Source organism: Flavobacterium sp. W20_MBD1_R3 (genome assembly GCF_052119725.1).
In the GTDB taxonomy this organism is placed as follows: Bacteria; Bacteroidota; Bacteroidia; order Flavobacteriales; family Flavobacteriaceae; genus Flavobacterium.
Genome location: NZ_JBGQOR010000002.1, coordinates 312,583 through 337,173, shown reverse-complemented (window position 1 = coordinate 337,173; position 24,591 = coordinate 312,583). Strand labels below are relative to the sequence as shown.

General features: G+C 33.8%; 19 protein-coding genes. 8 read left to right on the top strand and 11 right to left on the bottom strand.

The genetic code is table 11. The features are described from left to right. The first annotated feature begins 17 nt into the window (after positions 1–17). Positions 18–707 (top strand): zinc metallopeptidase, encoded by a 690-nt coding sequence (locus ACEN2F_RS04545; protein WP_441736552.1) that lies wholly within the window; start codon positions 18–20, stop codon positions 705–707. 170 nt (positions 708–877) lie between these two features. Here the strand turns inward: ACEN2F_RS04545 and ACEN2F_RS04540 are convergent, their stop codons facing one another. The 3 genes from ACEN2F_RS04540 to ACEN2F_RS04530 all read right to left on the bottom strand — a co-directional run bounded on the left by ACEN2F_RS04540 (position 878) and on the right by ACEN2F_RS04530 (position 3,068). Then, on the bottom strand, positions 878–1,348 hold the full coding sequence (locus ACEN2F_RS04540) for an Lrp/AsnC ligand binding domain-containing protein (RefSeq protein WP_441736550.1): 471 nt from the start codon (positions 1,346–1,348) through the stop codon (positions 878–880). Positions 1,349–1,633: 285 nt separating this feature from the next. Then, the gene (locus tag ACEN2F_RS04535; RefSeq protein ID WP_441736548.1) at positions 1,634–2,383 is read right to left on the bottom strand and encodes a uroporphyrinogen-III synthase; all 750 of its coding nucleotides are present in this window, start codon (positions 2,381–2,383) and stop codon (positions 1,634–1,636) included. A gap of 13 nt (positions 2,384–2,396) precedes the next feature. Further along, positions 2,397–3,068: a DUF4271 domain-containing protein gene (locus ACEN2F_RS04530; protein WP_441736546.1), complete on the bottom strand. Its 672-nt coding sequence runs from the start codon at positions 3,066–3,068 to the stop codon at positions 2,397–2,399. Positions 3,069–3,172: 104 nt separating this feature from the next. On the opposite strand from ACEN2F_RS04530, the gene ACEN2F_RS04525 reads away from it, so the two are divergent. The 3 genes from ACEN2F_RS04525 to ACEN2F_RS04515 are packed head-to-tail and all read left to right on the top strand — an operon-like array spanning position 3,173 to position 5,697. Continuing rightward, positions 3,173–3,898, top strand: a complete 726-nt coding sequence (locus tag ACEN2F_RS04525; protein WP_441736837.1) for a polyprenol monophosphomannose synthase — start codon at positions 3,173–3,175, stop codon at positions 3,896–3,898. Positions 3,899–3,910: 12 nt separating this feature from the next. Then, the gene (locus ACEN2F_RS04520) at positions 3,911–5,251 is read left to right on the top strand and encodes a dihydroorotase (protein ID WP_441736544.1); all 1,341 of its coding nucleotides are present in this window, start codon (positions 3,911–3,913) and stop codon (positions 5,249–5,251) included. Between the two features lie 11 nt (positions 5,252–5,262). Continuing rightward, positions 5,263–5,697 (top strand): DUF4296 domain-containing protein, encoded by a 435-nt coding sequence (locus ACEN2F_RS04515; RefSeq protein WP_441736542.1) that lies wholly within the window; start codon positions 5,263–5,265, stop codon positions 5,695–5,697. A 14-nt stretch (positions 5,698–5,711) separates the two neighbouring features. Here ACEN2F_RS04515 and ACEN2F_RS04510 read toward each other — a convergent pair whose 3' ends face one another. Continuing rightward, positions 5,712–6,701 carry an NAD-dependent epimerase/dehydratase family protein gene (locus tag ACEN2F_RS04510; protein WP_441736836.1) on the bottom strand — a complete coding sequence of 330 codons (990 nt, stop codon included), beginning with the start codon at positions 6,699–6,701 and terminating at the stop codon, positions 5,712–5,714. Between the two features lie 181 nt (positions 6,702–6,882). Between ACEN2F_RS04510 and tyrS the strand changes: the two genes are divergently transcribed. Beyond that, positions 6,883–8,175 (top strand): tyrosine--tRNA ligase, encoded by a 1,293-nt coding sequence (gene tyrS / locus ACEN2F_RS04505; RefSeq protein ID WP_441736540.1) that lies wholly within the window; start codon positions 6,883–6,885, stop codon positions 8,173–8,175. Here tyrS and ACEN2F_RS04500 read toward each other — a convergent pair. The 4 genes from ACEN2F_RS04500 to ACEN2F_RS04485 form a co-directional block, all read right to left on the bottom strand. Then, complete coding sequence (locus ACEN2F_RS04500) at positions 8,172–9,152, bottom strand: LuxE/PaaK family acyltransferase (RefSeq protein WP_441736538.1); 981 nt, start codon at positions 9,150–9,152, stop codon at positions 8,172–8,174. The two genes, tyrS and ACEN2F_RS04500, sit on opposite strands and share 4 nt — an antisense overlap. 146 nt (positions 9,153–9,298) lie before the next feature. Next, the gene (locus tag ACEN2F_RS04495; protein ID WP_441736536.1) at positions 9,299–9,637 is read right to left on the bottom strand and encodes a T9SS type A sorting domain-containing protein; all 339 of its coding nucleotides are present in this window, start codon (positions 9,635–9,637) and stop codon (positions 9,299–9,301) included. A gap of 104 nt (positions 9,638–9,741) precedes the next feature. Further along, positions 9,742–10,953 carry a hypothetical protein gene (locus tag ACEN2F_RS04490; RefSeq protein ID WP_441736534.1) on the bottom strand — a complete coding sequence of 404 codons (1,212 nt, stop codon included), beginning with the start codon at positions 10,951–10,953 and terminating at the stop codon, positions 9,742–9,744. Positions 10,954–11,132: 179 nt separating this feature from the next. Beyond that, positions 11,133–13,913 carry an outer membrane beta-barrel protein gene (locus tag ACEN2F_RS04485; RefSeq protein WP_441736532.1) on the bottom strand — a complete coding sequence of 927 codons (2,781 nt, stop codon included), beginning with the start codon at positions 13,911–13,913 and terminating at the stop codon, positions 11,133–11,135. Between the two features lie 175 nt (positions 13,914–14,088). Here ACEN2F_RS04485 and ACEN2F_RS04480 point away from each other — a divergent pair, with 175 nt between their 5' ends. The 3 genes from ACEN2F_RS04480 to ACEN2F_RS04470 all read left to right on the top strand — a co-directional run bounded on the left by ACEN2F_RS04480 (position 14,089) and on the right by ACEN2F_RS04470 (position 18,450). Continuing rightward, the gene (locus ACEN2F_RS04480) at positions 14,089–14,772 is read left to right on the top strand and encodes a response regulator transcription factor (protein ID WP_441736530.1); all 684 of its coding nucleotides are present in this window, start codon (positions 14,089–14,091) and stop codon (positions 14,770–14,772) included. Next, a complete protein-coding gene (locus ACEN2F_RS04475) occupies positions 14,773–15,825 on the top strand; it encodes a sensor histidine kinase (protein ID WP_441736528.1) in 1,053 nt (350 codons plus the stop codon). A 363-nt stretch (positions 15,826–16,188) separates the two neighbouring features. Next, positions 16,189–18,450: an anion permease gene (locus ACEN2F_RS04470; RefSeq protein ID WP_441736526.1), complete on the top strand. Its 2,262-nt coding sequence runs from the start codon at positions 16,189–16,191 to the stop codon at positions 18,448–18,450. Positions 18,451–18,516: 66 nt separating this feature from the next. Here the strand turns inward: ACEN2F_RS04470 and ACEN2F_RS04465 are convergent, their stop codons facing one another. The 3 genes from ACEN2F_RS04465 to ACEN2F_RS04455 form a co-directional block, all read right to left on the bottom strand. Then, on the bottom strand, positions 18,517–19,605 hold the full coding sequence (locus tag ACEN2F_RS04465; protein WP_441736525.1) for a glycosyltransferase: 1,089 nt from the start codon (positions 19,603–19,605) through the stop codon (positions 18,517–18,519). 96 nt (positions 19,606–19,701) lie between these two features. Beyond that, positions 19,702–23,133 carry a hypothetical protein gene (locus ACEN2F_RS04460; RefSeq protein ID WP_441736523.1) on the bottom strand — a complete coding sequence of 1,144 codons (3,432 nt, stop codon included), beginning with the start codon at positions 23,131–23,133 and terminating at the stop codon, positions 19,702–19,704. A 193-nt stretch (positions 23,134–23,326) separates the two neighbouring features. Further along, positions 23,327–24,583 (bottom strand): aspartate kinase, encoded by a 1,257-nt coding sequence (locus ACEN2F_RS04455; protein ID WP_441736521.1) that lies wholly within the window; start codon positions 24,581–24,583, stop codon positions 23,327–23,329. Positions 24,584–24,591: the final 8 nt, after the last annotated feature.

The window sequence follows — 24,591 nt, the reverse complement described above, 5'->3', positions numbered from 1 at the left end:
AAATAAAAAACAAAAATATGGGAATGGGTTATTTGATTCTTGCCGGAGCAATTATGCTTTTCAGCTGGTTAGTTAGTTCAAGACTAAAAAGTAAATTTGAACACTATTCGAAATTACAATTACAAAACGGAATGTCAGGCGCTGAAATTGCCGAAAAAATGCTTGCTGATAACGGAATTCGTGATGTGAGAGTGATCTCGACACCGGGACGTTTGACGGATCATTACAATCCCTCTGACAAAACCGTAAATCTAAGTGAGGCGGTTTACAATCAGCGAAATGCAGCAGCTGCTGCAGTTGCGGCACATGAATGTGGGCATGCCGTACAACATGCTGTAGGATATCAATGGTTGACAATGCGTTCTAAATTAGTACCCGTGGTGAATGTGGCATCAATGTACATGCAATGGATTTTGCTTGCTGGAATCTTGATGATAAAGACGTTTCCATCATTATTATTGGTGGGAATTGTTGTTTTTGCGGCAACCACTTTGTTTTCAATTGTTACTTTGCCGGTCGAATACGATGCGAGTAATCGAGCGTTAGCTTGGTTAGAAAACAAAAGAATGCTGACACAACAGGAGCAAGCAGGAGCTAAAGATTCCTTGAAGTGGGCTGCTAGAACGTATGTTGTGGCTGCTTTGGGGTCTATTGCTACGCTGTTGTATTATGTTTCGATTTATATGGGCGGAACCCGAAGAGATTAGATAAGTGGAGAATTATATAGAAAACCGTATTGTTTCGCGACAATATGGTTTTTTTTGTCTCTATTCTGTCATTTCGACGAAGGAGAAATCTCATTAAGTTATTTGGATTATGTGATTTCTCCTTCGTCGAAATGACAAAGTTTATGGAGTTGTAAAGGAATGAAATCCAGCTATAACTGAATCTGCCTGTCGATTTGTTGGTCTAGGGATATGAAGGTTTCTGTTCTGGAAACGCCCTCTATCGCTTGTATTTTAGTATTTAGTAATTGCATTAAATGCTCGTTATCGCGACAAATAATTTTTATCAAAATTGACCAGTTTCCGGTCGTATAATGGCATTCTAATACTTCAGGAATTTTCTTTAAATCACGCACCGCTTCTGGATTTCGGGCAGCTTTATCCAGATAAATCCCAACAAAAGCCATCGTATTATAACCCAAAATTTTATTGTTTACCGTAAATTTTGATCCCGAAATAACAGCAGACTGCTCTAGTTTTCGCAAACGTTGGTGAATGGCAGCTCCTGAAATTCCTATTTTATTAGCAATTTGCAATATTGGTTTACGGGCGTCTTCCATCAGGTCGCGTAAAATTTCTTTGTCGATACCGTCAATTTCTACGATTTGGGAATTGATTTTCATGTGTTGTTATTTTAAACTAAAATTGGGTATTTAGTTTGGATTGAAAAGCAAATTTAAGAAAAAAATGATCAAATTTAATATCGAGGGCGTTCAGTTACAAGTTTTTTTGTCATTTAGAGCGCAGTCGAGATACAAGAATTATTCTAGACTACTTGACAGTTGACGGTAGTGTTATTTTATAGGTACCATTCGTATAAGAAAAAGAACCTTTAGATGATTGTAAATTTTGACCAAAAAAAAGCCATTCGGATTGCGAATGGCTTTTAATTTTATAAAAAATATTTTTTATTTTCCTTTATTGACTTCAGCTATGTATTTTTCTAAAGCCATCGTCATCGAAGGGGTTTCCGGTGTTGGAGCAAGAATATCAATTCTTAAACCGTGATCCAAAGCTTCTTTTTGAGTGGTACTGCCAAAAACAGCAATTCTAGTATTGTTTTGTTCAAATTCCGGGAAGTTCATGAACAATGATTTTATTCCTGTTGGACTAAAGAAAGCCAAAACATCATAGTAAACATCAGCTAAATCAGACAAGTCACTCATTACTGTTTTGTAAAAAACAGCAGGCGTCCAGTCTACTTTTAGTGCATCTAGCGTCATTGGAGCGTCGGCATTTAATTGATCCGAAGCCGGCAACAAGAATTTTTCGTCTTTGTATTTTTTAATTAATGGCGATAAATCTGCAAAATCTTTTGGTCCTACATAGATTTTACGTTTTCTGTACACTACATATTTTTGGAGATAAAAAGCTACGGCCTCTGATTGACAAAAATATTTCAATCCTTCGGGAACTTTAAATCGCATTTCTTCCGCCACTCTAAAAAAGTGGTCTACTGCATTTCTACTGGTTAAAATAATTGCTGTGTAATGATTCAGATCAATTTTTTGAAGTCTTATTTCTTTTGCATTTACTCCTTCAACATGAATAAACGGTCTGAAATCAATTTTTACTTTATGCTTTTGTTGAAGTTCAAAGTAGGGGGAATTTTCGACTTTAGGCTCAGGCTGTGACACCAAAATTGTTTTCACTTTCATATTTTAACGTTTTCTAAGCACTCCCTTTTGTAAACCAATAATACATAAAATAATAGGGAGCTATTTCGAGAGCGCAAAGATATAAAATAAAATAAAACAACTTACCGAATATTAAATTTTGATAATTTTTTATTGAAATAAAATAAGTTATAACGTTGATTATCAGTATTAAGCCTATGATTAATAAAGGTATATTTCTTGAAATGGAGTCGTTATAGAACAAAATAATATTGAACGGAAGTATTAATAATCCAATATAGGTGCGATAAGTAACTTTTTGTAGGTTAAACTGCTCCATAAATTCTTCGATATTGAAGGATGTGGCAATTATTTTTTCTATCAAATATTTAGCTAAAACGAAGAAAATTAAGAATGTAAATATTTGAATGTAAAGCAACCAGTCGGTTTTTGTTGCAAGACCAAAATAGCTCAGAGAGATTTGGATAAAAAAGGCAAGAGAGATCACTTGGACTAAAAATAAAGAAACTGTAAATCCACTTTTTAAGTGACTGCTGTCTCGGTAAACTTTAGTATATTTATTAGAAAATAAAAGGTTGGCAAAATCACCAAACCGATTTTCAAAAACAGATTTAGTAATGGCTATAATAACAAACGACAGCACGAAAAGAGCGGTTGCCCAGTCCTTCGTCTCTGTTATTCTTGGATGAAGTATAGTTTCGATCATAACAGTGCAAAATTACTAATTTTTATATCATTCTTTTTATTATAATTTTAATAAGGATGAAATGGCATAAAAAGTTTACTTTTGCCGTGAAATTAGTCAAAAATATGAATGATTGTATTGTTATAATTCCTACCTATAACGAAATTGAAAATATAGAAAGCATAATTCGATCAGTGCTTTCGCAACACAAACCTTTTCATGTTCTTATTATTGATGATAATTCTCCGGATCACACTGCTGATAAGGTCGTTTTACTTCAGAAAGAATTTGCAGGCCGTTTATTTTTAGAAAAAAGAGATAAAAAATCAGGTTTGGGAACGGCTTATGTTCATGGTTTTAGATGGTCATTAGCGCATCATTATGAATATGTTTTCGAAATGGATGCAGATTTTTCTCACAACCCTAACGATCTGGAAAAGTTATACAGCGCTTGTCATTTTGGCGATGCTGATTTAGCAATTGGCTCCCGCTATGTCACTGGTGTAAATGTAGTAAATTGGCCTCTAAGTCGGGTATTGATGTCCTATTTTGCCTCCGTTTATGTGCGAATGATAACCGGGATGAAAATTCATGATGCCACAGCTGGTTATGTTTGTTACAAAAGAAAAGTGTTAGAAGAAATCAACTTGGATAAAATAAAATTTGTTGGTTACGCATTCCAAATTGAAATGAAATACAGAACCTATTGTAAAAATTTTCAAATTGTTGAGGTTCCAATTATTTTTACCGATAGGACTAAAGGACAGTCTAAGATGAGTAATTCAATAATTATTGAAGCCGTTTTTGGCGTTATCGCGCTCAAATTAAAAAGATTATTAAATACATTATAAGAAAAAGATACGATGAACAGGATTTTAATAAAAAATGCCAAAATAGTTAATGAAGGCGCCATTTTTGAGGGCGATTTGTTGATCGAGAATGATCTGATTGTGGAAATTTCAGAAAGTATTAGTGCTAAATTTTCTGATTGTAAAATCATTGATGCCGAAGGTAATTATTTAATTCCTGGAGCTATTGATGATCAAGTGCATTTTAGAGAACCAGGACTGACACATAAAGGCGACATAGAATCAGAGTCTAAGGCGGCAGTTGCAGGAGGAATTACTTCCTTCATCGAGCAACCCAACACGGTTCCCAATGCAGTGACGCAAGAAATATTAGAACAAAAATATGAGTTGGCTTCCCAAAAATCGTATGCGAATTATTCCTTTATGATGGGTGCCACCAATGATAATTTAGAGGAGGTTTTGAAGACCAATCCAAAGAATGTTGCCGGAATAAAAATATTCTTAGGTTCATCAACCGGAAATATGTTGGTGGATAATGAGGCCACTTTAGAGAAAATATTTTCTAGTACGCCATTGCTTATTGCAGTGCATTGTGAGGATGAAACTACTATCAAAAATAATCTAGCCAAATACAAAGAAGAGTATGGTGAAGAGGTTCCTGTAACGGCGCATCACCTCATCCGAAGCGAGGAAGCTTGTTATATTTCCTCTTCTAAAGCGGTTGCTCTTGCCAAGAAAACAGGTGCTCGCTTGCATGTTTTTCATCTTTCAACGGCCAAAGAAATGGATTTGTTTACGAATAAAATCCCTTTGGAAGACAAAAAAATAACTGCCGAAGTTTGTATACATCACTTGTGGTTTACCAATGATGATTATGCTACAAAAGGCAATCTTATAAAATGGAATCCTGCAGTAAAAACGGCCAATGATCGAAAAGCACTTTGGGAAGCATTACTTGATGACCGCATTGATGTGATTGCTACAGATCATGCGCCGCATACTCTAGAAGAGAAAAAGCAATCCTATCTTAACGCGCCTTCAGGAGGACCATTAGTGCAACACGCAGTTGTAGCAATGTTTGAAGCACATCATCAGGGTAAAATTAGCGTTGAGAAAATTGTAGAAAAAATGTGTCACAATCCAGCAAAAATCTTCAAAATCGAAAAACGTGGTTTTATCAAAGAAGGCTATTATGCGGATTTGGTTATCATAAATTCGGGTTTGCCTTGGAGCGTAAAAAAAGAGAATATCTTAGCTAAATGTGGTTGGTCACCCTTTGAAGGTTTTACCTTCAAATCTAGAATTACTCATACTTTTGTCAACGGACAGTTAGTCTATACTGCTTTTAAAGTGAAAGAAATCCGTGCAGGAAAACGTTTATTGTTCGAGAGATAAAATTCTGTCAAATGAAAAAAAACATACTATTTTTAGCAGTAATGATGTTGCTGGTTAGTTGTAAAGACGAAGTGATTCAAAAACCAGATCGTTTAATCGATAAGGACGTGATGGTCGATATCATGTATGATTTATCTATTCTAGAGGCTATAAAATATCAAAATCCAGCTTCTTTGGATACGTTTAAAATAAATCCGCGAGCTTATGTTTTTACAAAATATAAAATTGATAGCCTGCAATTTGCAAAAAACAATGTGTATTATGCATCAAATTATGAGGATTATAAATTGATGTTTGACGAAATTACGAAACGATTGGAGGATACAAGGCAAATAACCGATTCATTGCTTAATTTAGAAAAAAAGAAAAAGAAATCTCTTCTTAGAAATAAAAACAAAAACAAAAAACTAAAGGTAATTAAAGCAGATACTACGAAATTGAAGTAGAGAAAAATACAATTTTAAAGTTGTGCTATGTCTTTTATGTAGTGTCTAATATCGATGAAGTCAGTTTTCAAGGTATCTTTGATCTTCTGATTGGAATAATTATTTTCCGAGTAAGAAGCTCTTGCAGTGGCTTTAGATAATTTTCTCTTTTGACCAAAAACATTCGAAGCCAACCAATCCAATCTCCAGAGTATTTCCATAAAAAAGGGTTTTGCATGGGTTTTAGGATGCTTCACCTGCAACGAATCAGCTATAATATTCAGAATATCACGATACACATTGTTTTCTGCAATTAAAGTAAAGCGTTCGTTTTTGATTTCGCTTTTCATCAATTGATGCACCATTCGAATAACATCAATGACGGCAACAAATCCAGTAGAACCCAGCGTGTAAAATTTCAATCCGTTTTTTACTTTCGTAAAAAGTTGTCCGCTTCCTTGCTCTCTAAAACCTGGTCCAAGAATTACGCCCGGATTTACAATTATTACCTCTAAACCTTCTTGTTGTCCGCGCCAGATTTCCATTTCGGCGCCATATTTAGAAATGGCATAATCATTATGGTACTTTTCCGGATTCCATTCGGTTTCTTCGGTAATGAATTTTTCATGAGGTAGTAAATCGCCTAAAGTGGCAATAGAACTTATAAAACACAGTTTTTTTATTTTATAGCCGATACTGAAATTTACAATATTCGCGGTGCCTTCAATATTTGTTTTTCGTAATATATCTTCATCCTTTGGATCAAAAGAAATCAAAGCGGCGCAATGATACACGGTATCAATATTTTGAAAGGCGATTTCTAATGAAGGAACTTCGGTAATGTCTGCTTGAATCCATTCGATTTGCTCGAACAACGATTCCTTTTTGTACATAGAGAACAGCGATTTAGTTTTCTCTATTGAAGTTACATTTCGATAAATGGCACGCACTTTTTCACCATTATCAATTAAATGAAGCAATAAATGTGCGCCTACTAAACCGGTTCCTCCTGTGACTAAAATCATAGTTACAAATGTAATGAAATCCATTTCAATGGCAATAATAATAGCAATTTCAATCGAATAACATTTTCAATCACAACTTCACTTTAGAACTTTGAAATTAATATTTCCTAAAAATTGTTATTGTGATTGAAATTGATTTTTGCCATTGATATTATTATCTTTGTGAAAATTGATTAAAAAGATGAAGAATTTTATTGAAGAAGTAACTTGGAGAGGAATGCTCCACGATGTTATGCCCGGCACAGAAGAACATTTGATGGAACAAATGCGTGTGGCGTATGTGGGAATTGACCCAACTGCCGATTCATTGCATATAGGACATTTAGTTGGGGTGATGTTATTGAAACATTTTCAACTATCAGGTCATAAACCATTAGCGTTAGTAGGTGGTGCTACAGGAATGATTGGTGATCCATCCGGAAAATCGAATGAAAGAAATTTATTGGACGAACCAACATTACGTCACAATCAAGAAGCGATAAAAGGACAATTGGCTCGTTTCTTGGATTTCACTTCTAATTCGGCTAATGCAGCAGAATTAGTGAATAATTACGACTGGATGAAGAACTTTTCTTTTCTTGATTTTATTCGTGATGTAGGGAAGCATATTACGGTAAATTATATGATGGCTAAAGATTCTGTGAAGAAACGTTTGTCCTCTGAAGCTGCCGAAGGAATGTCATTTACAGAGTTCACGTACCAATTGGTTCAAGGATATGACTTTCTGCATTTGTACAGAGAAAAGAATTGCACGTTGCAAATGGGTGGAAGTGACCAATGGGGAAACATCACTACGGGAACTGAATTAGTACGTAGAATTGCAAGTGGTAAAGCGTATGCATTGACTTGTCCTTTGATTACAAAAGCGGATGGAACCAAGTTTGGAAAATCAGAAGGTGGAAATATTTGGTTGGATTCGGTTCGGACTTCTCCTTATAAATTTTACCAATATTGGTTGAACACTTCGGATGTTGATGCGGAAAAATACATTAAGATTTTTACTTTTTTATCTAAAGATGAAATCGAAATTTTAACTGAAAAACATAGAGAAGCACCACATTTACGTTTGTTACAAAAACGTTTGGCCGAAGAAATTACGGTCATGGTACATTCAGCAGAAGATTTAGAAAATGCGATAAAAGCGTCGAATATTTTGTTTGGGAATTCTACTTCTGATGATTTAAAACAATTGGATGAAGCTACTTTCTTAGATGTTTTTGATGGTGTTCCTCAAGCGGAAATCAGCAGAAATCAAATTGAAACCGGAATCAATATTGTTGACGTTTTAAACGAAAAAACAGGATTTCTAAAATCAAATGGAGAAGCAAGACGCGCTTTGACGGCTAATTCTATTTCAGTAAATAGAGAAAAAGTTGCCGAAGATTTTGTGCTTTCGAACAAAGATTTAATCAACAATCAATTTATATTGTTGCAAAGTGGAAAGAAAAACTATTTTGTGGTGAGAGTAGTTTAAAGAACCATCAAGTTACAACCTCGAATATCAGAATTATCAAAACGTCCCAATACCTCGAAAGAGTTGTTGGGATTTTTTTTGCCTAAATCCTGGGTTGCAATAAACGAACAAGAATTAATGTTGGCCAAATCAATCACATTGATTCCGCCTGTTTTTCCGTCTGGAATATAGGTCAAAGCATCTTCGGTATCGCGAACAAGGATTTGTATCCAAGAAGGGCATTCAAATACGCCGTTTCCTAAAGAATACGCTTGCGAAAGCAATTCGGTCATTCCGTATTCAGAATGTATGGCTGAAACGCCAAAACCTTTACACAATTGTTCGTGCAATTCTTCCCGAATCATTTCTTTGCGTTTGCCTTTCATACCGCCCGTTTCCATGATAATGGTATGCTGCAATTGAAACTGATGTTGCTCAATTAAATCCAATAAAGCAAAAGTAACACCAATCAGAATGACATTTTGACCGGCTTGATCTAAAGCAATAAGCTTGGCAATCAGTTCGTCGTGATTGTGCAGGTAAAAACCACTTTCGGGATGATTGGAAAGTTCAATTAAATCCTTGACCATGTAAATTAATGAGGAACCTTCGCGCTCTAGGTACGATGGAAGCAAGGCCAAAACAACATAATCTTCAATATTGCCATAAAATTCAGAAAATCCTTTGCGGTAACTTTCTTGGTATAAAGTAACATCTGTAACCAGGTGTTTGCTGGTTATCATTCCGGTCGTTCCACTGCTGGTGAAAATTTCCTGAATGGGATTCGTATTAGAAACTACTTGATGACTTTTGAAGAACTGAATGGGTAAAAATGGAATTTGCTGTAGCGATTTTACTTTTTGAGGAGCTGTTTTTAATAAATCACAAAATTCCTGATACACTTTATTGTTTTCGTATTGGAAACGAAACACCTTTAAGGCAATTTTTTCAAATTGTTTTTGATTAGAAATAGCAAATATATCGGAGGAAGTAATCAAGAAATTTTTTTGCAAAAGTAATCAAAAATTTAAAGGCAAACCAATATCAAATACTATAAACGGGAATCTTAGGTTTGATTCCGTTTGAGCATTATAAAAAAAGCCCCAATAGGAATTGGAGCTTTTGTGTTTTGTTTTTTGAAGTATTATCGTATTATTAATTTCCGAGTTGCTGATGCTTCTCTTTCATTGATTTTAATGATGTAAACTCCTGAAGTTAGATTAGAAACATTTAATTCTTTTGAGCTCAAAACGGTTTGAAGTACTTTTTTTCCTAAAACATCAAAGATTATGATTTCTTTGTCAAGATCGTTCTTTGTAGAAATGTAAACTTTACCATTACTCACAGGATTTGGATACAAGCTTAAACCCTCAATTGAAGCGGTTTCTTGTGTCCTTGGTTGTTGCTTAGTTTCCTGAGCACTAACGTTCAGAGAAAATAAAAAAACCAATAAGGTAATACTATAAAAGTAGTTTTTTGCCATCAGATTAGTTTGAATAGTAAATATACAAATAATATTTCAAAAAGCATACCAAAAAAAAACATCCTGAATTTTCAGGATGTTTGATGTAAAATTGTGAAGTTTGATTACAAGTTTCCTAATAAATTAACACCATCAACAATTGCCCATGTTCCAGGAGTCAATGCTGCTCCAGTTGCTGTAGTACTTGTTGTGAAGTTTGCTGATGGAAAAGCGACACTGAATGTACTTGCCCCAGCTCCAGTTGTAGGAGTACTGTCAGATATTTTTACATTCAACATTTTTATTTTACCAGTAAGAACTTGATTTGTGTTTGTAATGGCATCTTGAATTCTAACGGCAACAGCATTAGTTGTAATAGACCCAGATGTTACAGTATTTGTGTACCCTGAAATTACGATGTTAGAATATTCTCCGTTTCCTTCTTTTTTGAATTGGATTGCATCAATTTCTGTTGGATTACCAGACTCTGTTACAGTTCCAGCAGCTCTTCTTAAGGTAATGTTTGATACTTTAGGACCAAATGAATTATTTACACTTTTTGCCTCGATTTCCATTCCAAAATTTCCAGCTCCAGTTTGATAAGCATACCAGTTAGTGTTTGCTTGACCTTGCCATCCGTCTTGCCAGTCAAAAGAATCATCTGTGTTACCGTATGAAATAAGGTTTTTAGCGCTTACTGTTCCTCCATAAAATTCAAAACCATCATCTGCTCCTTTATAAGCTACAAGATTTTCTAAAACTGTTCCGGAACCTACTGCATAAAATGAAAATCCATTCATCTCAGAATTTCCATCAAGAATCTTTTTACCAGCGTATTCTACTCGTACATATTTTAATGAGCCACCATTATGTGATGCATTTGTACCTCCGTAAACAATATTTGTACCATCTTCAGAAGTTGCTGTTGTAATAGGAGTTCCATCGCTTGTTTTTCCTGATACGATTGGAGCATCACCAAACATGATAATACCACCCCAAGAACCTGCAGTTTTTGATTTTTCAGTAAAGACAACAGGCTCGGCAGCTGTGCCTGAAATATTTAATTTTCCTCCATTTTCTACTAATAGAACATCAGAACCATCCGTAACGTCAGCCGTAATTACTGAACCCGCTTCAAAAGTTAGTGTTGCACCACTTTTAACTCTTACGGCACCAATCAATGAGTAAGTACCCTTCACATACGTTTTTGATGTTGTAATGTCACCTGTGATATCGCCTTTTGCAGTTGGTGTAGTTGTTACGGTGTCATCATCGCTTGATGTACAGCTTGTAAAAACCAAGCTCAATAATGCAAGACTAAATACTAATTTTTTCATTTTTAATACTTTTAAAATTATAATTTTTTTGTTTATTATTTTTATCAAAATTACTATAGAGCTCCTGTAATTTGGTTATGCAATTGTTACTAAAGTATTATATAACAGTCAAATTGATGTAAAGTTTATGTTACTATGTAAACCAAAAAAAGAGCCATTACAGCTCTTTTTTTTAGTTTTTAAAATGTGTATCCTATATTGAAGGAGAAACCGACACCTTTTTTGAATTCTCTTAAAATTAGAGAGTCTTCAGTAATGTTTAACGTACTTTCACTTCCCAACTCTTTTTTATAGCTAGGATTTAATATATTGTCTATTGCGAATTTAAGTTCTATACTTTTTGAAATAGAGTTAGTCCAAACAAAATCTAATTTACTAAAAGACTTTTCGTAGATATGATCAATTCCTGAAGAACCTACTGCGAAAATTCTATCTCCATATACGTTATAGACTAAGGTCATAGAGTTTTTCCAATCTTTGTTAAGAATGAAATCATACTTTAAGTCAGAATTAATTAACCAACTTGATGCACCTTGTAACTTACGATTGGTACTATTTTCTAATTCATTTCCTTGTTTTTTAAGATCAATTTTAACATCAGTACTCATTAATGACGTGTTGAAACCTAGGGAGAAATTAGAAAGTGATTCGTTTATTCTACTCAATTGGAACAACATTTCTATTTCGGCACCATAAATTACGGCTTGTTCTGAGTTTTTAAAAGTAGTAATCTGGCCACCACTATTTGCAGTTGGTTTAAAAACTCTTTCAATTGGATTGTTAATCATTTTTCCAAATACTCCTACTGCGAACATTTCTTTGTTATTAGGGAACAATTCATATTTGAAATCAACATTGTAGTTTTCACTATCCTTCAAATCTTTATTCCCACTTTCTGAAGTTCCGTCAGCATTAATGTAATTGATTGGTAACAACTCTACAGCTACAGGTCTAGTTATTGTTTTTGCTAATGAAAGTCTAAGATTACTGTTATCATTCAAAATACGTTTTGCATTTACAGAAGGTAAGATGTCAAGTTTGTCATCCGTTTTTTTGCGGTAAGCACTTCCAAAAGGATCTCCTTGTTCTCTATATTTTATTTCACGTGTAGAACTCTCTGCTCTAATCCCAGCATTTAAATCCCATTTCTCTCCAAAATTCATAAACAAATTGAAGTAGCCAGCATTAACGAACTGATTCAATTTGACTTTATAATCACCATTTGATTCCTCTTTAACATATACAATCCCATTGTTTATGTCTTGATTGATATTCTCGCTAATAGTGTTGACATTTGCATTGTAAGGTTGTGTATTAGTTCTACTTTTTCCTGAAAAGAATCGATAAGTAGACTGCATGTCATTTAGGGAGCTATTATATCCTATTGATAATAAATTGGATTCTTCTTGATCTCCAAATTTTAAATTATATTCCAAAAGAGACGAGTAATAAAAGTTTCCTTTTACATCAAGATATTGACGGTTTAAATTATTACCACCGTATATCATTTCAATTTGATCGTTATTTACTCGACCTGTAATGAATTTTCGGTCGGGCTGTTGGAATGAAGTTTTAACATAAGAACCTCCCGCTTTAAGGGAATGTTTGCCATCTTCGGTTAACTTATAGTCTCCAAATAATTGAGTATTCCAATACTTAGATTCCTCATATTGGTTCATTCGGATTAGATTATCGGTAATATTGGCACCACTATTAACATATCCTATTTGATCTTGAATTTTACTGTCAGTTGCTTTAATTAAAAAAGTATTAAAGTTTAAGTTGAATCGGTTTGTTTTGTATTTCAATCCAGCTAATCCAGAAAAAGTAGTCTGATAACTGTACTGCTTGTTGTATAAATTATTATCGTAATTGCTCTGTCCAAGGTTGAAGGTTCTGTCTACACCTTCTCTGTAGGAGTATTTATTATCAAAATTGAATGACATAATATAACTTATATTACTTTCGTTTTTAAGATTGAATTTTTGAGCATGTAAAAATCCAACACTTGAATTCAAAGGACTTTTTGTGTTATTTACATCCCATGATTTTTTACCAAAACCGTTTTCATATTCTGAAGGAGAAAGTTCTACGCCATTAGGAACAGAACCAAAAGGACTAGGAAGTGCTCTGTCATTCCCAATCATTCCCAAAGACCCCTTTGTCGAATTTGCGTCATCTGACAGCAAAAAGTCTTGAAGGTTGTTGTTAGTAGTATAGCCAAAGCCAATATTCAATTTTGTGATATTTTTCGGCTGAGGTGTTTCAATATTGACAGTCGCTCCGGCAAAATCTCCTGAAATATTAGGATTGAAAGTTTTGTATACATTTAAAACTCCTACAACGTCAGTAGGAAATAAATCCAAAGGAATAATTTTTTTGAAAGGACTGTTAGAAGGAGATTGTAAATCATTTATCAATAGATTATTGTAGCGGTCTTCTAAACCTCTAATGAATAAACCTCTTCCGTCCACTTTAGTAATTCCAGTTATTTTTGTTAATCCTTCTTCTACATCACTTACTCCTTTACGGGCCATTTCCTGTGCGCCAATGCTTTGTTTGATAACAACAGCTTGTTTTTGATCTAATAATAGAGCCGTTTCCTTTTCTCTACTAACTGTAGATCGCACTATTACATCTTCCAGTTTGAAACTTCCAGATCCTAATGTTTTGTTCAATGTAACTGTTTCATTCGCAACAACAGTTACGGGAACTTCTATACTTTCATAACCTACAAAGCTAAACTGAACAATGTAATTTCCAGCCGCAATAGAAATTGAGTATTTACCGTCAATATCAGTATTCGTTCCTATGTTTGTTCCTTTAATTAGAACATTTGCAAATGGTAACGATTCATTGTTAGTATCCTTATCTGTCAAGATACCCGCTATAGTTCCTTTGTTCTGCGAAAAAGAAATAGCAGTTATAAATAACGTTAAAAATAATAATTTAAGTTTCATCTGTTTGATTTTTTTTGCAAAGAAACGGCTGAAATGTAAAATGCAGGTTACTTGTTTGTTATGATTTTGTTTTGTTTTAGCCGTTAAAAGCAACGCAATATTAAATTACCGTTAACAGCTTTTCAATACCCCATTTATGATTACATTTACAATTCAAAATAATTTTTGACGCTTTATGAAGAAAAAACACACGAAGATTTTATTAGTAGACGATGAACCGGATATCTTAGAAATTGTAGGGTACAATCTTTCTCAAGAAGGATATCAAATCTTTACAGCGGCAAATGGGAAAGAGGCTATTGCTACCGCCAAAAAAGAAATTCCAGACCTAATCATAATGGATGTTATGATGCCCGAAATGGATGGAATGGAAGCTTGCGAAAACATACGAAAAATCCCGGAACTTAGTAATGTGCTTATTACTTTTTTGACTGCCAGAAGCGAAGATTATTCACAAGTAGCTGGTTTTGATGCCGGTGCAGATGATTATATTACTAAACCTATTAAACCTAAATTATTAGTCAGTAAAGTAAAAGCTTTGTTGCGAAGAATAAAAGAAAAAGAAGTCAACAGCACAACACTTAATGTAGGCGGAATAGAAATTAATCGGGAGGAATACAAAATTGTAAAAGATAATATTGAAATCGCTTTACCTAGAAAGGAATTTGAATTGTTTTACTTACTAGCATCAAAACCAGGAAAAGTCTTCAAAAGAGATGAAATACTAGACAAGGTTTGGGGTAATGAAGTAGTTGTTGGTGGTAGAACTATAGATGTTCACATCAGAAAATTACGTGAAAAAATAGGAGAAGAATTATTCAAAACAATAAAAGGAGTGGGGTATAAGTTTGAAGTATAAATGACAATAAATTTTAAAAAAACATATCGCTTTGCTGTAAAATCAGCCCTTTATATCACTCTTTTTTCTACTGGATTAGTTAGTTTCCTTACCTACTTGTTTTTTACTTTTTCCTATCAATTTGCCTTGATTTTTGCTTTTTCAATTGCTACGTTCTCATTTGTAGTTATTCAATATCGAGTGGAACGATTTATTTACAAAAAAGTAAAAAAAATATATGATGACGTTTCTTTATTAGAATCAAGCACGTTTAGAAACCAGCCAATAACTACAGATATGGCTACTCTTACTCGGGAGGTTAAGAAATTTGCAACCGACAAGAAGCTTGAAATAGAAACCTTAAAAGTTCGAGAGGAATACCGCAGAGAGTTTCTTGGCAATGTTTCTCATGAACTTAAAACACCGCTTTTTATGGTTCAAGGCTATCTTTCTACGTTACTTGATGGAGCCATGAATGATAAAAACATCCGAAAAAAATACCTTGAACGTGCCGAAAAAGGAGTAGAAAGACTCATCTATATTGTTCAGGATCTGGATATGATTACCAAGCTAGAAATTGGAGATTTACATCTTGAAATTGTCGAGTTTGATATCGTTAAACTTGTTCAGAATGTATTTGATTTACTCGAAATGAAAGCCTCTAAAAAGGATATTCTGCTGATGTTTGACATGAAATACAACCGACCTATTATGGTAATTGGAGATCAGGAAAAAATCCAACAAGTAGTGATGAATCTTATCGTAAACTCCATTAAATACGGAAAATTTAAAGGGTCAACTGAAGTCAGTATTGAGGACTTGACAGATGAAAAAATAATCGTTCGAATAACTGATAACGGCGAAGGCATTGAGAAAAAAAATATTCCAAGACTTTTTGAACGTTTTTACAGAGTAGATAAAAGTGGAGCAAGAACTGAAGGAGGCTCTGGATTAGGATTGTCAATAGTCAAACACATTATCGAAGCGCATAACGAAAAAATTTATGTAGACAGCACCTTTCACGTTGGGTCTGAATTTTCCTTTACTTTGGAAAAATCCAAGTCAAAAACATAATTTCTCTATTTTTATTTCTCTAAACTTCTAACGCACCAAGCCTAATAGATGAGTAATGGCTTGTGATTTTTTTAGTGTCAACTTTTTTAGTTAACATTAAATTGACATCAAAATAACAATAGACTAACGATAATCAAATTTTGGAGCGTCACATTTGCAAAACAGGTCTATTCTTGTGGATGTAGTTTATGAATCGTTTAAAACAAGAGATAAACGGAGCATTTGAATTAGTATTTTTTAATAATTAAAAAAAGAGGACCCGTAATTCATCATCTTAACATGATGGTGTTGCCATTACACTCTTTATATAAATAGTAGACTGGATCATAGTCAACAAATTTTACATTTTAGTATAATACAGATATGGAGCAAATATATATAGTAATGCTTGTGGTTTTAGGCATTTTAGCAATAATAGATCTTGTTGTTGGGGTTAGTAATGACGCAGTAAATTTCTTGAATTCGGCGATAGGTTCAAAAGCAGTTTCTTTTAGGACTATAATGATTGTAGCCAGTTTGGGTATTTTGGTTGGCGCATTATTCTCCAGTGGAATGATGGAAATTGCCCGAAGCGGTATTTTTATTCCCAGTATGTTTAGTTTTAATGATGTGATGATCATTTTTCTGGCAGTAATGATTTCTGATATTATATTACTGGATGTTTTTAACTCAATAGGATTACCAACATCTACAACCGTTTCAATTATTTTTGAGCTTTTAGGCGCAGCGCTCTGCTTGGCAATGTATAAAATTTATATTTCAGATAATAATTTTGATACTTTAAGTGATTACATTAATACTGAAAAAGCATCTCAAATTGTTTTCAGCATTCTACTGTCTGTCATTCTTTCTTTTACGCTAGGAAGTTTTGTTCAATATGTTTCGCGGTTAATTTTTACTTTTCAATATGAAAAAAGAGTCAAATATATAGGAGCGCTTTTTGGAGGATTAGCAATTACTTCGATCACTTTTTTTATATTGATCAAAGGATTGAAAGGAGTGTCCTTTATCGATGAAGCGACTCATGTCTGGATAAAAAGCAATCAAATACTGATAATAGGAGTCAATTTTGTGTTTTTTACACTGCTTTCTCAAGCATTGATGACTTTTTTAAAAGTAAATATCCTGCGGGTAATCATAATAATAGGGACTTTTGCTTTGGCTTTAGCCTTTGCCGGGAATGATTTGGTGAACTTTATTGGAGTTCCTATTGCTGCCTACAACTCCTATGAGATTTTCAATGGTTCAGGGATTTCGGGAAATGAATTTATGATGGGAGCGCTAGCTAATGATGATATTGTAGCACCATTTTATTTCTTAGCAGCAGCAGGTGTAATTATGGTCGTTACGTTGTGGACTTCAAAAAAAGCTAAAAGTGTAGTAGAAACTGGGCTTAATTTATCCAGACAGGGTGATGGCGTAGAGCGATTTTCTCCTAATATGTTGTCCAGATATATTGTGCGATTTGGAGTTAATATCGGACTAGGGATTAATTATTTTTTGCCTAAAACAATCCAAATTAAAATTGATAAGCAATTTGAAAAATCAGAAGTCAAAGGAAAAAAACGCCAAGATGAACCTGCTTTTGATATGGTGCGTGCTGCTGTAAATTTGATGGTAGCCAGTATTTTAATTTCTATAGGAACTTCATTGAAACTTCCTCTTTCTACAACCTATGTTACATTTATGGTGGCAATGGGAACTTCATTTGCGGATCGAGCGTGGGATAGGGAAAGTGCTGTGTATCGTATTGCAGGAGTTTTTAATGTGATTGGCGGATGGTTTGTTACGGGTATCGTAGCTTTTATTTCAGCCTTTATCTTTGCCTATTTTTTAAAAGTTGGGGAAGTGTATGCTTTCATCGGATTGCTAGTTGGATTAGGAATTCTTTTGTATCGAAGTTCAAGAAAACATACAAAAACTATAAAAGACCAGCAAGAATTATTGCTTCTTAAAAGAGAAGATATCGTTACTATTAATGAAGTTATTAGTGAGTGTACCATTCAAATTTCCAGAGTCATTAGCGGCTCAAATATGATTTATAGTGAGGTTATCGAAAATTTGAGCCTTCAAGATTTAGGAAAATTAAAGGAGAATAAGAAAAACCTTAAGAAGCTGGAAAAAGAAGTTGATGAATTAAAAAGTAATGTGTACTACTTCATAAAAAATCTAGACGAAACTTCAGCCGAAGGGAGTATGTTTTATGTGATGATTTTAGGGTATCTACAAGACATGATTCAGTCCCTTGGATTTATTGCCCAAAACAGTTATTCACACATCAATAATAATCACAAGCAATTAAAATTCAATCAAATCAGAGATTTGAAAAGTTTAGATAACGAACTTAAAAAATTATTTGAAGATATTATTGTTATTTTTCAAGAGGGTTCTTTTGATAAAATTGATGTTCTTCTAGAAAGCAAAATAAAGATTTACGAGCAAGTATCTCAATTAATTAAAAAACAAATTGAAAGAATAAGAACGGTAGAAACTAGTCCTAAAAACAGCAAATTGTATTTTGCTTTACTTTTAGAAACTAATGATTTGATAAAAGCAACGATGAATTTACTGGAGTTGTTTAAAGAATTCAATACACATGCAAATTCAAAAGTTACTAAACTGTAACTTCTAAACTGCACATTTTTAGTATAATGATTGCTAATGAAACCTATTCGGAAGAATAGGTTTTTTTTATACCTGATGTGCCTTTTTCTTACTTTGGAAAACATCAAATAACGATTCCCATTCAATTGTAAAATGCAGCGCAGGCAATCCGCGGTAGGATGTTATTTCACTTAGATTTTCAATTTTGAAATTATCTTGGGTCGCATAGGGAACTAAACCTTCTTTTTTTAGTTTTTTTGCTAAATATTCCTGTTCGTATTGTCCGGGAGTAGGGATGAAAAAAGCTTTTTTTCGCAATTGGGCAAGATCCATAATCGTGGTGTAACCGGAGCGGCAAAGTACTATTTCACTTTCGTTAAAAGCCTGTTCTAACTCTGTTGAGTTCATGAAGTTGTAATAGGTTACATGTTCTTTGACCACAGTTTTTTGTTTGGAATCTATATTGCCTTCAATAAAAATCACATTTCCTTTGAATTGAGTTACTTCTTTTTTCAGATGAGCTTCTAGTAATCCACGTTGCGGTTCAGGTCCAGAAAGGATGATCATTAAATCATATTTTTTTGGTAGCAATTTTTTTTGCAATCTACTCAAAGGACCAATGTATTTAACCTTAATATTTGGATCGTCAACATGTCCCATTTTTCCAGTTAGATTTAGAGATCCGGCAAGATCTGGAACCCAGCATTCTGTAAATTTTTTTATAATATGCTGGTGTATTTTACTGGTGATCCAAGTGGTATTTCCAGTCATCACATTCAATTGATGGGTGATAAATACGGAAGGAATTTTTTTGCTAAACACACCCAGTCGGTTGTCAGATATTATTCCGTCTATATTGTGTTTTACAATCCATTTTTTTATTGTTTTTTTTTCTTCCCAGATTGCTTCAATCATCTTTGGACTATTTTTTATCAATTTCCATTTGAAATTTGCTCCGTTTTTAGCATATTCTATTTGGTACGAAGGAAGTTCGAGTGTTTGTAGGTCAGGGAATTCTTTTTTTAGCAAAGCCAATGCAATACCATCCGATGCGATTATAGGAATAAAATTATTTTCTAGCAACGCCTTTATAATTGGAATGCACCGGGTAGCGTGACCTAAGCCCCAATTTAATGGCGCAATTAATATAGTCTTTTGTTCTGATTTTAAATCCATGTGCGGTAAATAGGTTCGTTGTTTTTAATTTTAAAGTTAGCCAAAGAACCCGTTTTGCATATTGCTAAGGCATTACCAAACCATTAAATTATAGCATTAAAAATAAGCTCTCAGTTGCACGTTTCCAGTATGAATGGCTTTATTTATTTCGCTTTTCCGTCCTTGGTAATTAAAGTTTATGTCTAAAAATTGTGTGATGTTTTTTTGCAATAGTAAGCGCCAAGTTAAATTCCTGCCCGTTTGCAATCCTTCCAGCATTTGAAAACCTACTGACGAAAATTCATTGCCATCAAATTTATTTTGGTAAAAAGAAACTTCTCCGTTCATCGTGAATTTTTTATTACCGGCGTAAGAAAAGGCAGTTCCAAAACGATTTTGCAGCAGCGTTTCAAAAACGCCAATCTGATTCTCTTTCCTTTGTAATTCATAAAACAGGTCCCAGCTGGTATTTTTGGAAAACAAATAACTGATTTTTGGAGCCAATTGATAGCCTTTAATAGTGTAATTTTTCTCCGGAAAATTTTCTGATTGAATGTCCGTTTTAATTGTTTTGGCAAAAAAACCAAACAGCCAGCTTTTTTGATATAAATGATTGTATTGCAATTGATGAGAACCATTTGTAGCCTGCTGCGAACCTATTGACAACAAGTTTTTAGTTTTATTTTCCAAATAAGAATAGGTAACCGAATGGTTTTGCTTTCCTCGATTGTAAAACAAAGTATTTCTTAAACTGGAACTCAGTCCGAGTACATTTTCATTGGAACTACTAAACGGATTTAATTCAAAATTAGAACCGTCACTTCTCGTTTTTCGGTCTATTATAAAAGCAGTTTGGTTATAGAAAAAGGAAAGTACTTTCTTGATTCCTGTTTCATTTTGCCATTGATTTGGGTTTAAGATTACAGATTGTGAGAACTTATTTTGATGTGTTTTAATGTAAACCCGATTGGGCAAAAACACCCGGATAAATGTGGCCTGATCAATAAATGGTGCAACTTCAAACTCCTGTAATTCCTGAATTCCGTTGTTGTTGTAGTCATTCCAAGTATAAACGCCTTGACCCGCAGAAACTTCTAAGTAAGTGAATTCCTGTTGTGGAATAGTTCCTGAATTTGTTTCGTAAACCGTTGTGCTTTGGATTAATTGATTAAAAAAACGATCCGTGTATACCATTCTGGAATTCAATGTAGGTTCTTTTTTTCGTGTGGCATCCTCAAATTCTAAGATCCTGTAATTTGCAAAAAGAGATAAATCACTCTTATTGGTTTGGATTAATTTCGATTTCAGCATAAAAGTTTGGGACGAATTCACCCGCTGAATCAATCCATTTTGCAAGCTGTCGTTGGTTCTTCTTAAATAACCTAGTTCAACAAAAACCTTAGTACTGTCCCCCCTTCCAGTATATAAACCGTATTCCGTATATTTCTGGCTCAAAGCCGAAAACTGCTGAGTCGTTTTGTCTTTTTCCTGATTGTCTTCTAAACGCAGGCTGGAACCAATCCAATTTTTATCAAAATGAAAACGCAATTGCGACTGGTTTCTTAAAAATTTAGAGGACAAAATAGTACCATCACTGTTTAAAAAACTGCCTTGGTTTTGAAAGCTCCAATTTTTTATTCGGAACAAACCATTTATAACATGCCTATTACCTGAAAAATTTTCGGAGAAATCTAGTTTTTCAAATTGATACAAGAGCATTCCTTTATTAGTGGATATTGGTTTTGGATTTAAATCCAATTGTAATCCGGAAACTAATAAACTTTGATTTCCAATGCCTGCAGTTCCTAAATTCCAATCTCTGTCAAATTCGATGTTGTAAAGCCGTTCCACAGATTTGAAATCATTCTGGATAAATTGATAATTTGTGAAAGCATTCAACTGCCATTTTTTTGAAAAAAGTCTATGTTTGGCATTTATTTTTCCAGCCAAACCTTTATTATTTGCGTCATCAATAGCAGAAAATAAATTTTTGTCATTGTTGCTGATGCCAATTTCAAAATCAACAGCTGTTTTTTCAGTAGGCTTGAATTTTCCTAAAAAGGTAGCAACTTGCACTTTCGTTGGTGCAATAAGTTGAATTATGGGTTCGTAATTTCCTTGCAGAATCCCGTTTATTGGAGCAATGTATTCATAAACTCGAGTTATTGTTGCAGCATTGGTCAAAATATAATTTCCGTTATTGGTTCCTACCAAAGTGAATCTGACATTGAATAATTCCTGTTGTACATCATTCGAATATTCGAAAATTTCTACGCCATTAACGAGCGTTTTTCGATAAAGGACTTTGTTTTCGGAATAAGAATCGGAATAGGCAGAAGGGGCAGTCATCAAACTTGGATTGTCTCCGGCATTGACTAATATTAATGCTTGTTCTTCCGAAAGGTTTTGTTGTAACGGTTGATTTTTTAGATCATTTTCTGAATACAAATAGCCTCCAAAACTCCATTTCTTATTTTCATGCGTGGCTCCGGTGTAAGTCACAAAACGCGTGTAATTCCTGTCGGAATATTGGTATTCGATAGCAATTCGCATTTCGGAAGTGATGGTATAAAGTGGCGTAAATACAATTTCACCCGCATTGTAGTCTATCGTGTAATCATTATTTTCTCCTCGTTGAAGTAAAATTCCATTGACGTAAACCCGCTCTGAACCGGATACTACTAGAACATACAATTCACCATTTTGCCCTTTTAATTTGTATGGACCCTGATTTCCTTCTTGTCCTACAATATCACTTTTGGCATATTGGCCACGCACTAATGCTGCTGATGCAAAGACATTTGTTTTGTTTTCTTCAGTTCCAAAGTTGAAATTTGTTGATAGTCCTTGTACTTTTTTGTTAAAATTTAAGAATTGGGTTTTCTTGTTTTCCAGAGAAATATCACCCGCTCGAATGTTCCAATCGTCGCTGAATAATTCCATGAAAACATTGTCAAATTGATCTAGTTTTTGAGAATAACCACCGTCCTGCAACGGAATATTACTGTCTTGAATTGAGGCTCTCAAACTTACCTTTTCGGAAATTTTTCCTGTAATTTGTAAATCTAAATTAGAGTTCAAAACCGCATTTTGATTATTTCCTATGGTAATACCGCGCGTTATACTTCCGGAAGTATTCAATCCGTCAAAAGGAATGCTTTTCTTTAGGTTTTTATCTTTGATACTGTATAAGTCTCCCGCTCCAGCTTCATTACTTACTACTTTTCCGGGTTCGTACATGCTATATTCTTTGGTTAGCATTTCTGGAAATTTCAAGTAATGTATAGTAATTGAATCGGAATTAAAAGTGCTTTTCTCGTCTAAAAGTAGCGATCCTCTCTCAAAATTGATGATATATAAAGTACTGTCAATCTGTTTGCCATTGGCGTCAAGCAATTTGAAAAAACTGGAATTAAGACTTTCTTTTTCAATGTAAATCGTATCGCGAGAAGGAGTTATTTTTTTGGTTTTGTACAGCGATTTTATTTCCTGTGCGTGGAGCCCAGAAAAACAGCTTATTACAATCCAAAAAAGTAATGTTTTCAACATAAGTAGTATAACTCGAAAGTACCAAAAGTAGTATTTATAATTTTATAATTAGAGCCTACTTAAATCAGAAAGCAAATGAGCAGTCCAATAGAAATTTATGCTGTTTTTGTTCATGATTTGTAATTTTGGAGCATTAAAAAAGGGAACCAAAGTTATGTTTTGATTCCCTTAGTAAAGATTTTGGTTGAAACGGTTAAACTTCTTTAGTTACCACTTGAATTGTTTCACGGCTGACTTGTTTCAATAAGACTATTTTGTTCTTTTCAACTGTTTCAGCTGCTGTTTCGTTGAAATGTCGGATCGTATATAAGGTGACATTTTCATTAAATTCTACTTTAAATTTTTTAGACAAAATAGCATTTAAGGCTTTGAAATTGTCAAATTTATCTTCTACACAAACAGAAAAGCTAATCGCTGAATTCTGAATCAAGTTTACTTTTATTTTGAATTGATGAAATAACGCAAAAATTTCACTAATATTTTCTTCCATTATAAAAGAGAAATCTATAGAGGAGAGCGAGATCAAAAGTTGGTTTCTTTTTACAATAAAACAAGGCAAATACGGTTCCAGAGGTACGCCTTTAGAAACACTTGTGCCTTTTAATAAAGGGTTTATAAATGATTTTACGTACAAAGGAATTTCTTTTTTTTGTAAAGGTTGCAGTGTTTTTGGGTGAATTACTGTTGCACCGTAAAAAGCTAATTCAATGGCTTCACGATACGAAATTTGATTTAATAAACTTGCATTTTCAAAATATCTAGGATCGGCATTCATAACTCCTGGAACATCCTTCCAGATCGTTACGCTTTGAGCATTTAAACAATAAGCAAAAATTGCAGCCGTATAATCCGAACCTTCACGGCCTAAAGTAGTGGTGAAATTATTCTCATCTGAACCCAAGAAACCTTGCGTGATGTTTAGGATTTTACGTTTTACGTTTTTGGCAATATTTATTTGTGTCAATTCCCAATTTACTTCTGCATCTCTGTAATTTGCGTCTGTTTTTATGAAATTACGAACATCCAGCCATTGTGTTTTTATTCCCATGAAATTCATGAAATGACTCAAAATAGTTGTCGAAATTAATTCACCATAACTTACAATTTGGTCGTAAACAAAATTATAATTAGGAGATTTATTATGCGCTAAAAAATATTCTAAATCAGCAAATTGGGTATTTACAGCGGTAAAAACTGTGTTTTTTTCGTCATCAAATAAATCCATCAAAATTTGATTGTGGTATTTTTTCACCTCTTGGACTGATGAATTTAGCTCACCTGATTTATCAAAATAGTTTTTTATAACCACTTCCAATGCATTTGTTGTTTTGCCCATTGCGGAAACGACCAACAATACATCTTCATATCCTACTTTTTGTAAAACGTCGTATACGTTTTTGATTCCTGCGGCATCTTTTACAGAAGCACCTCCAAATTTGAATACTCTCATATTTTTTA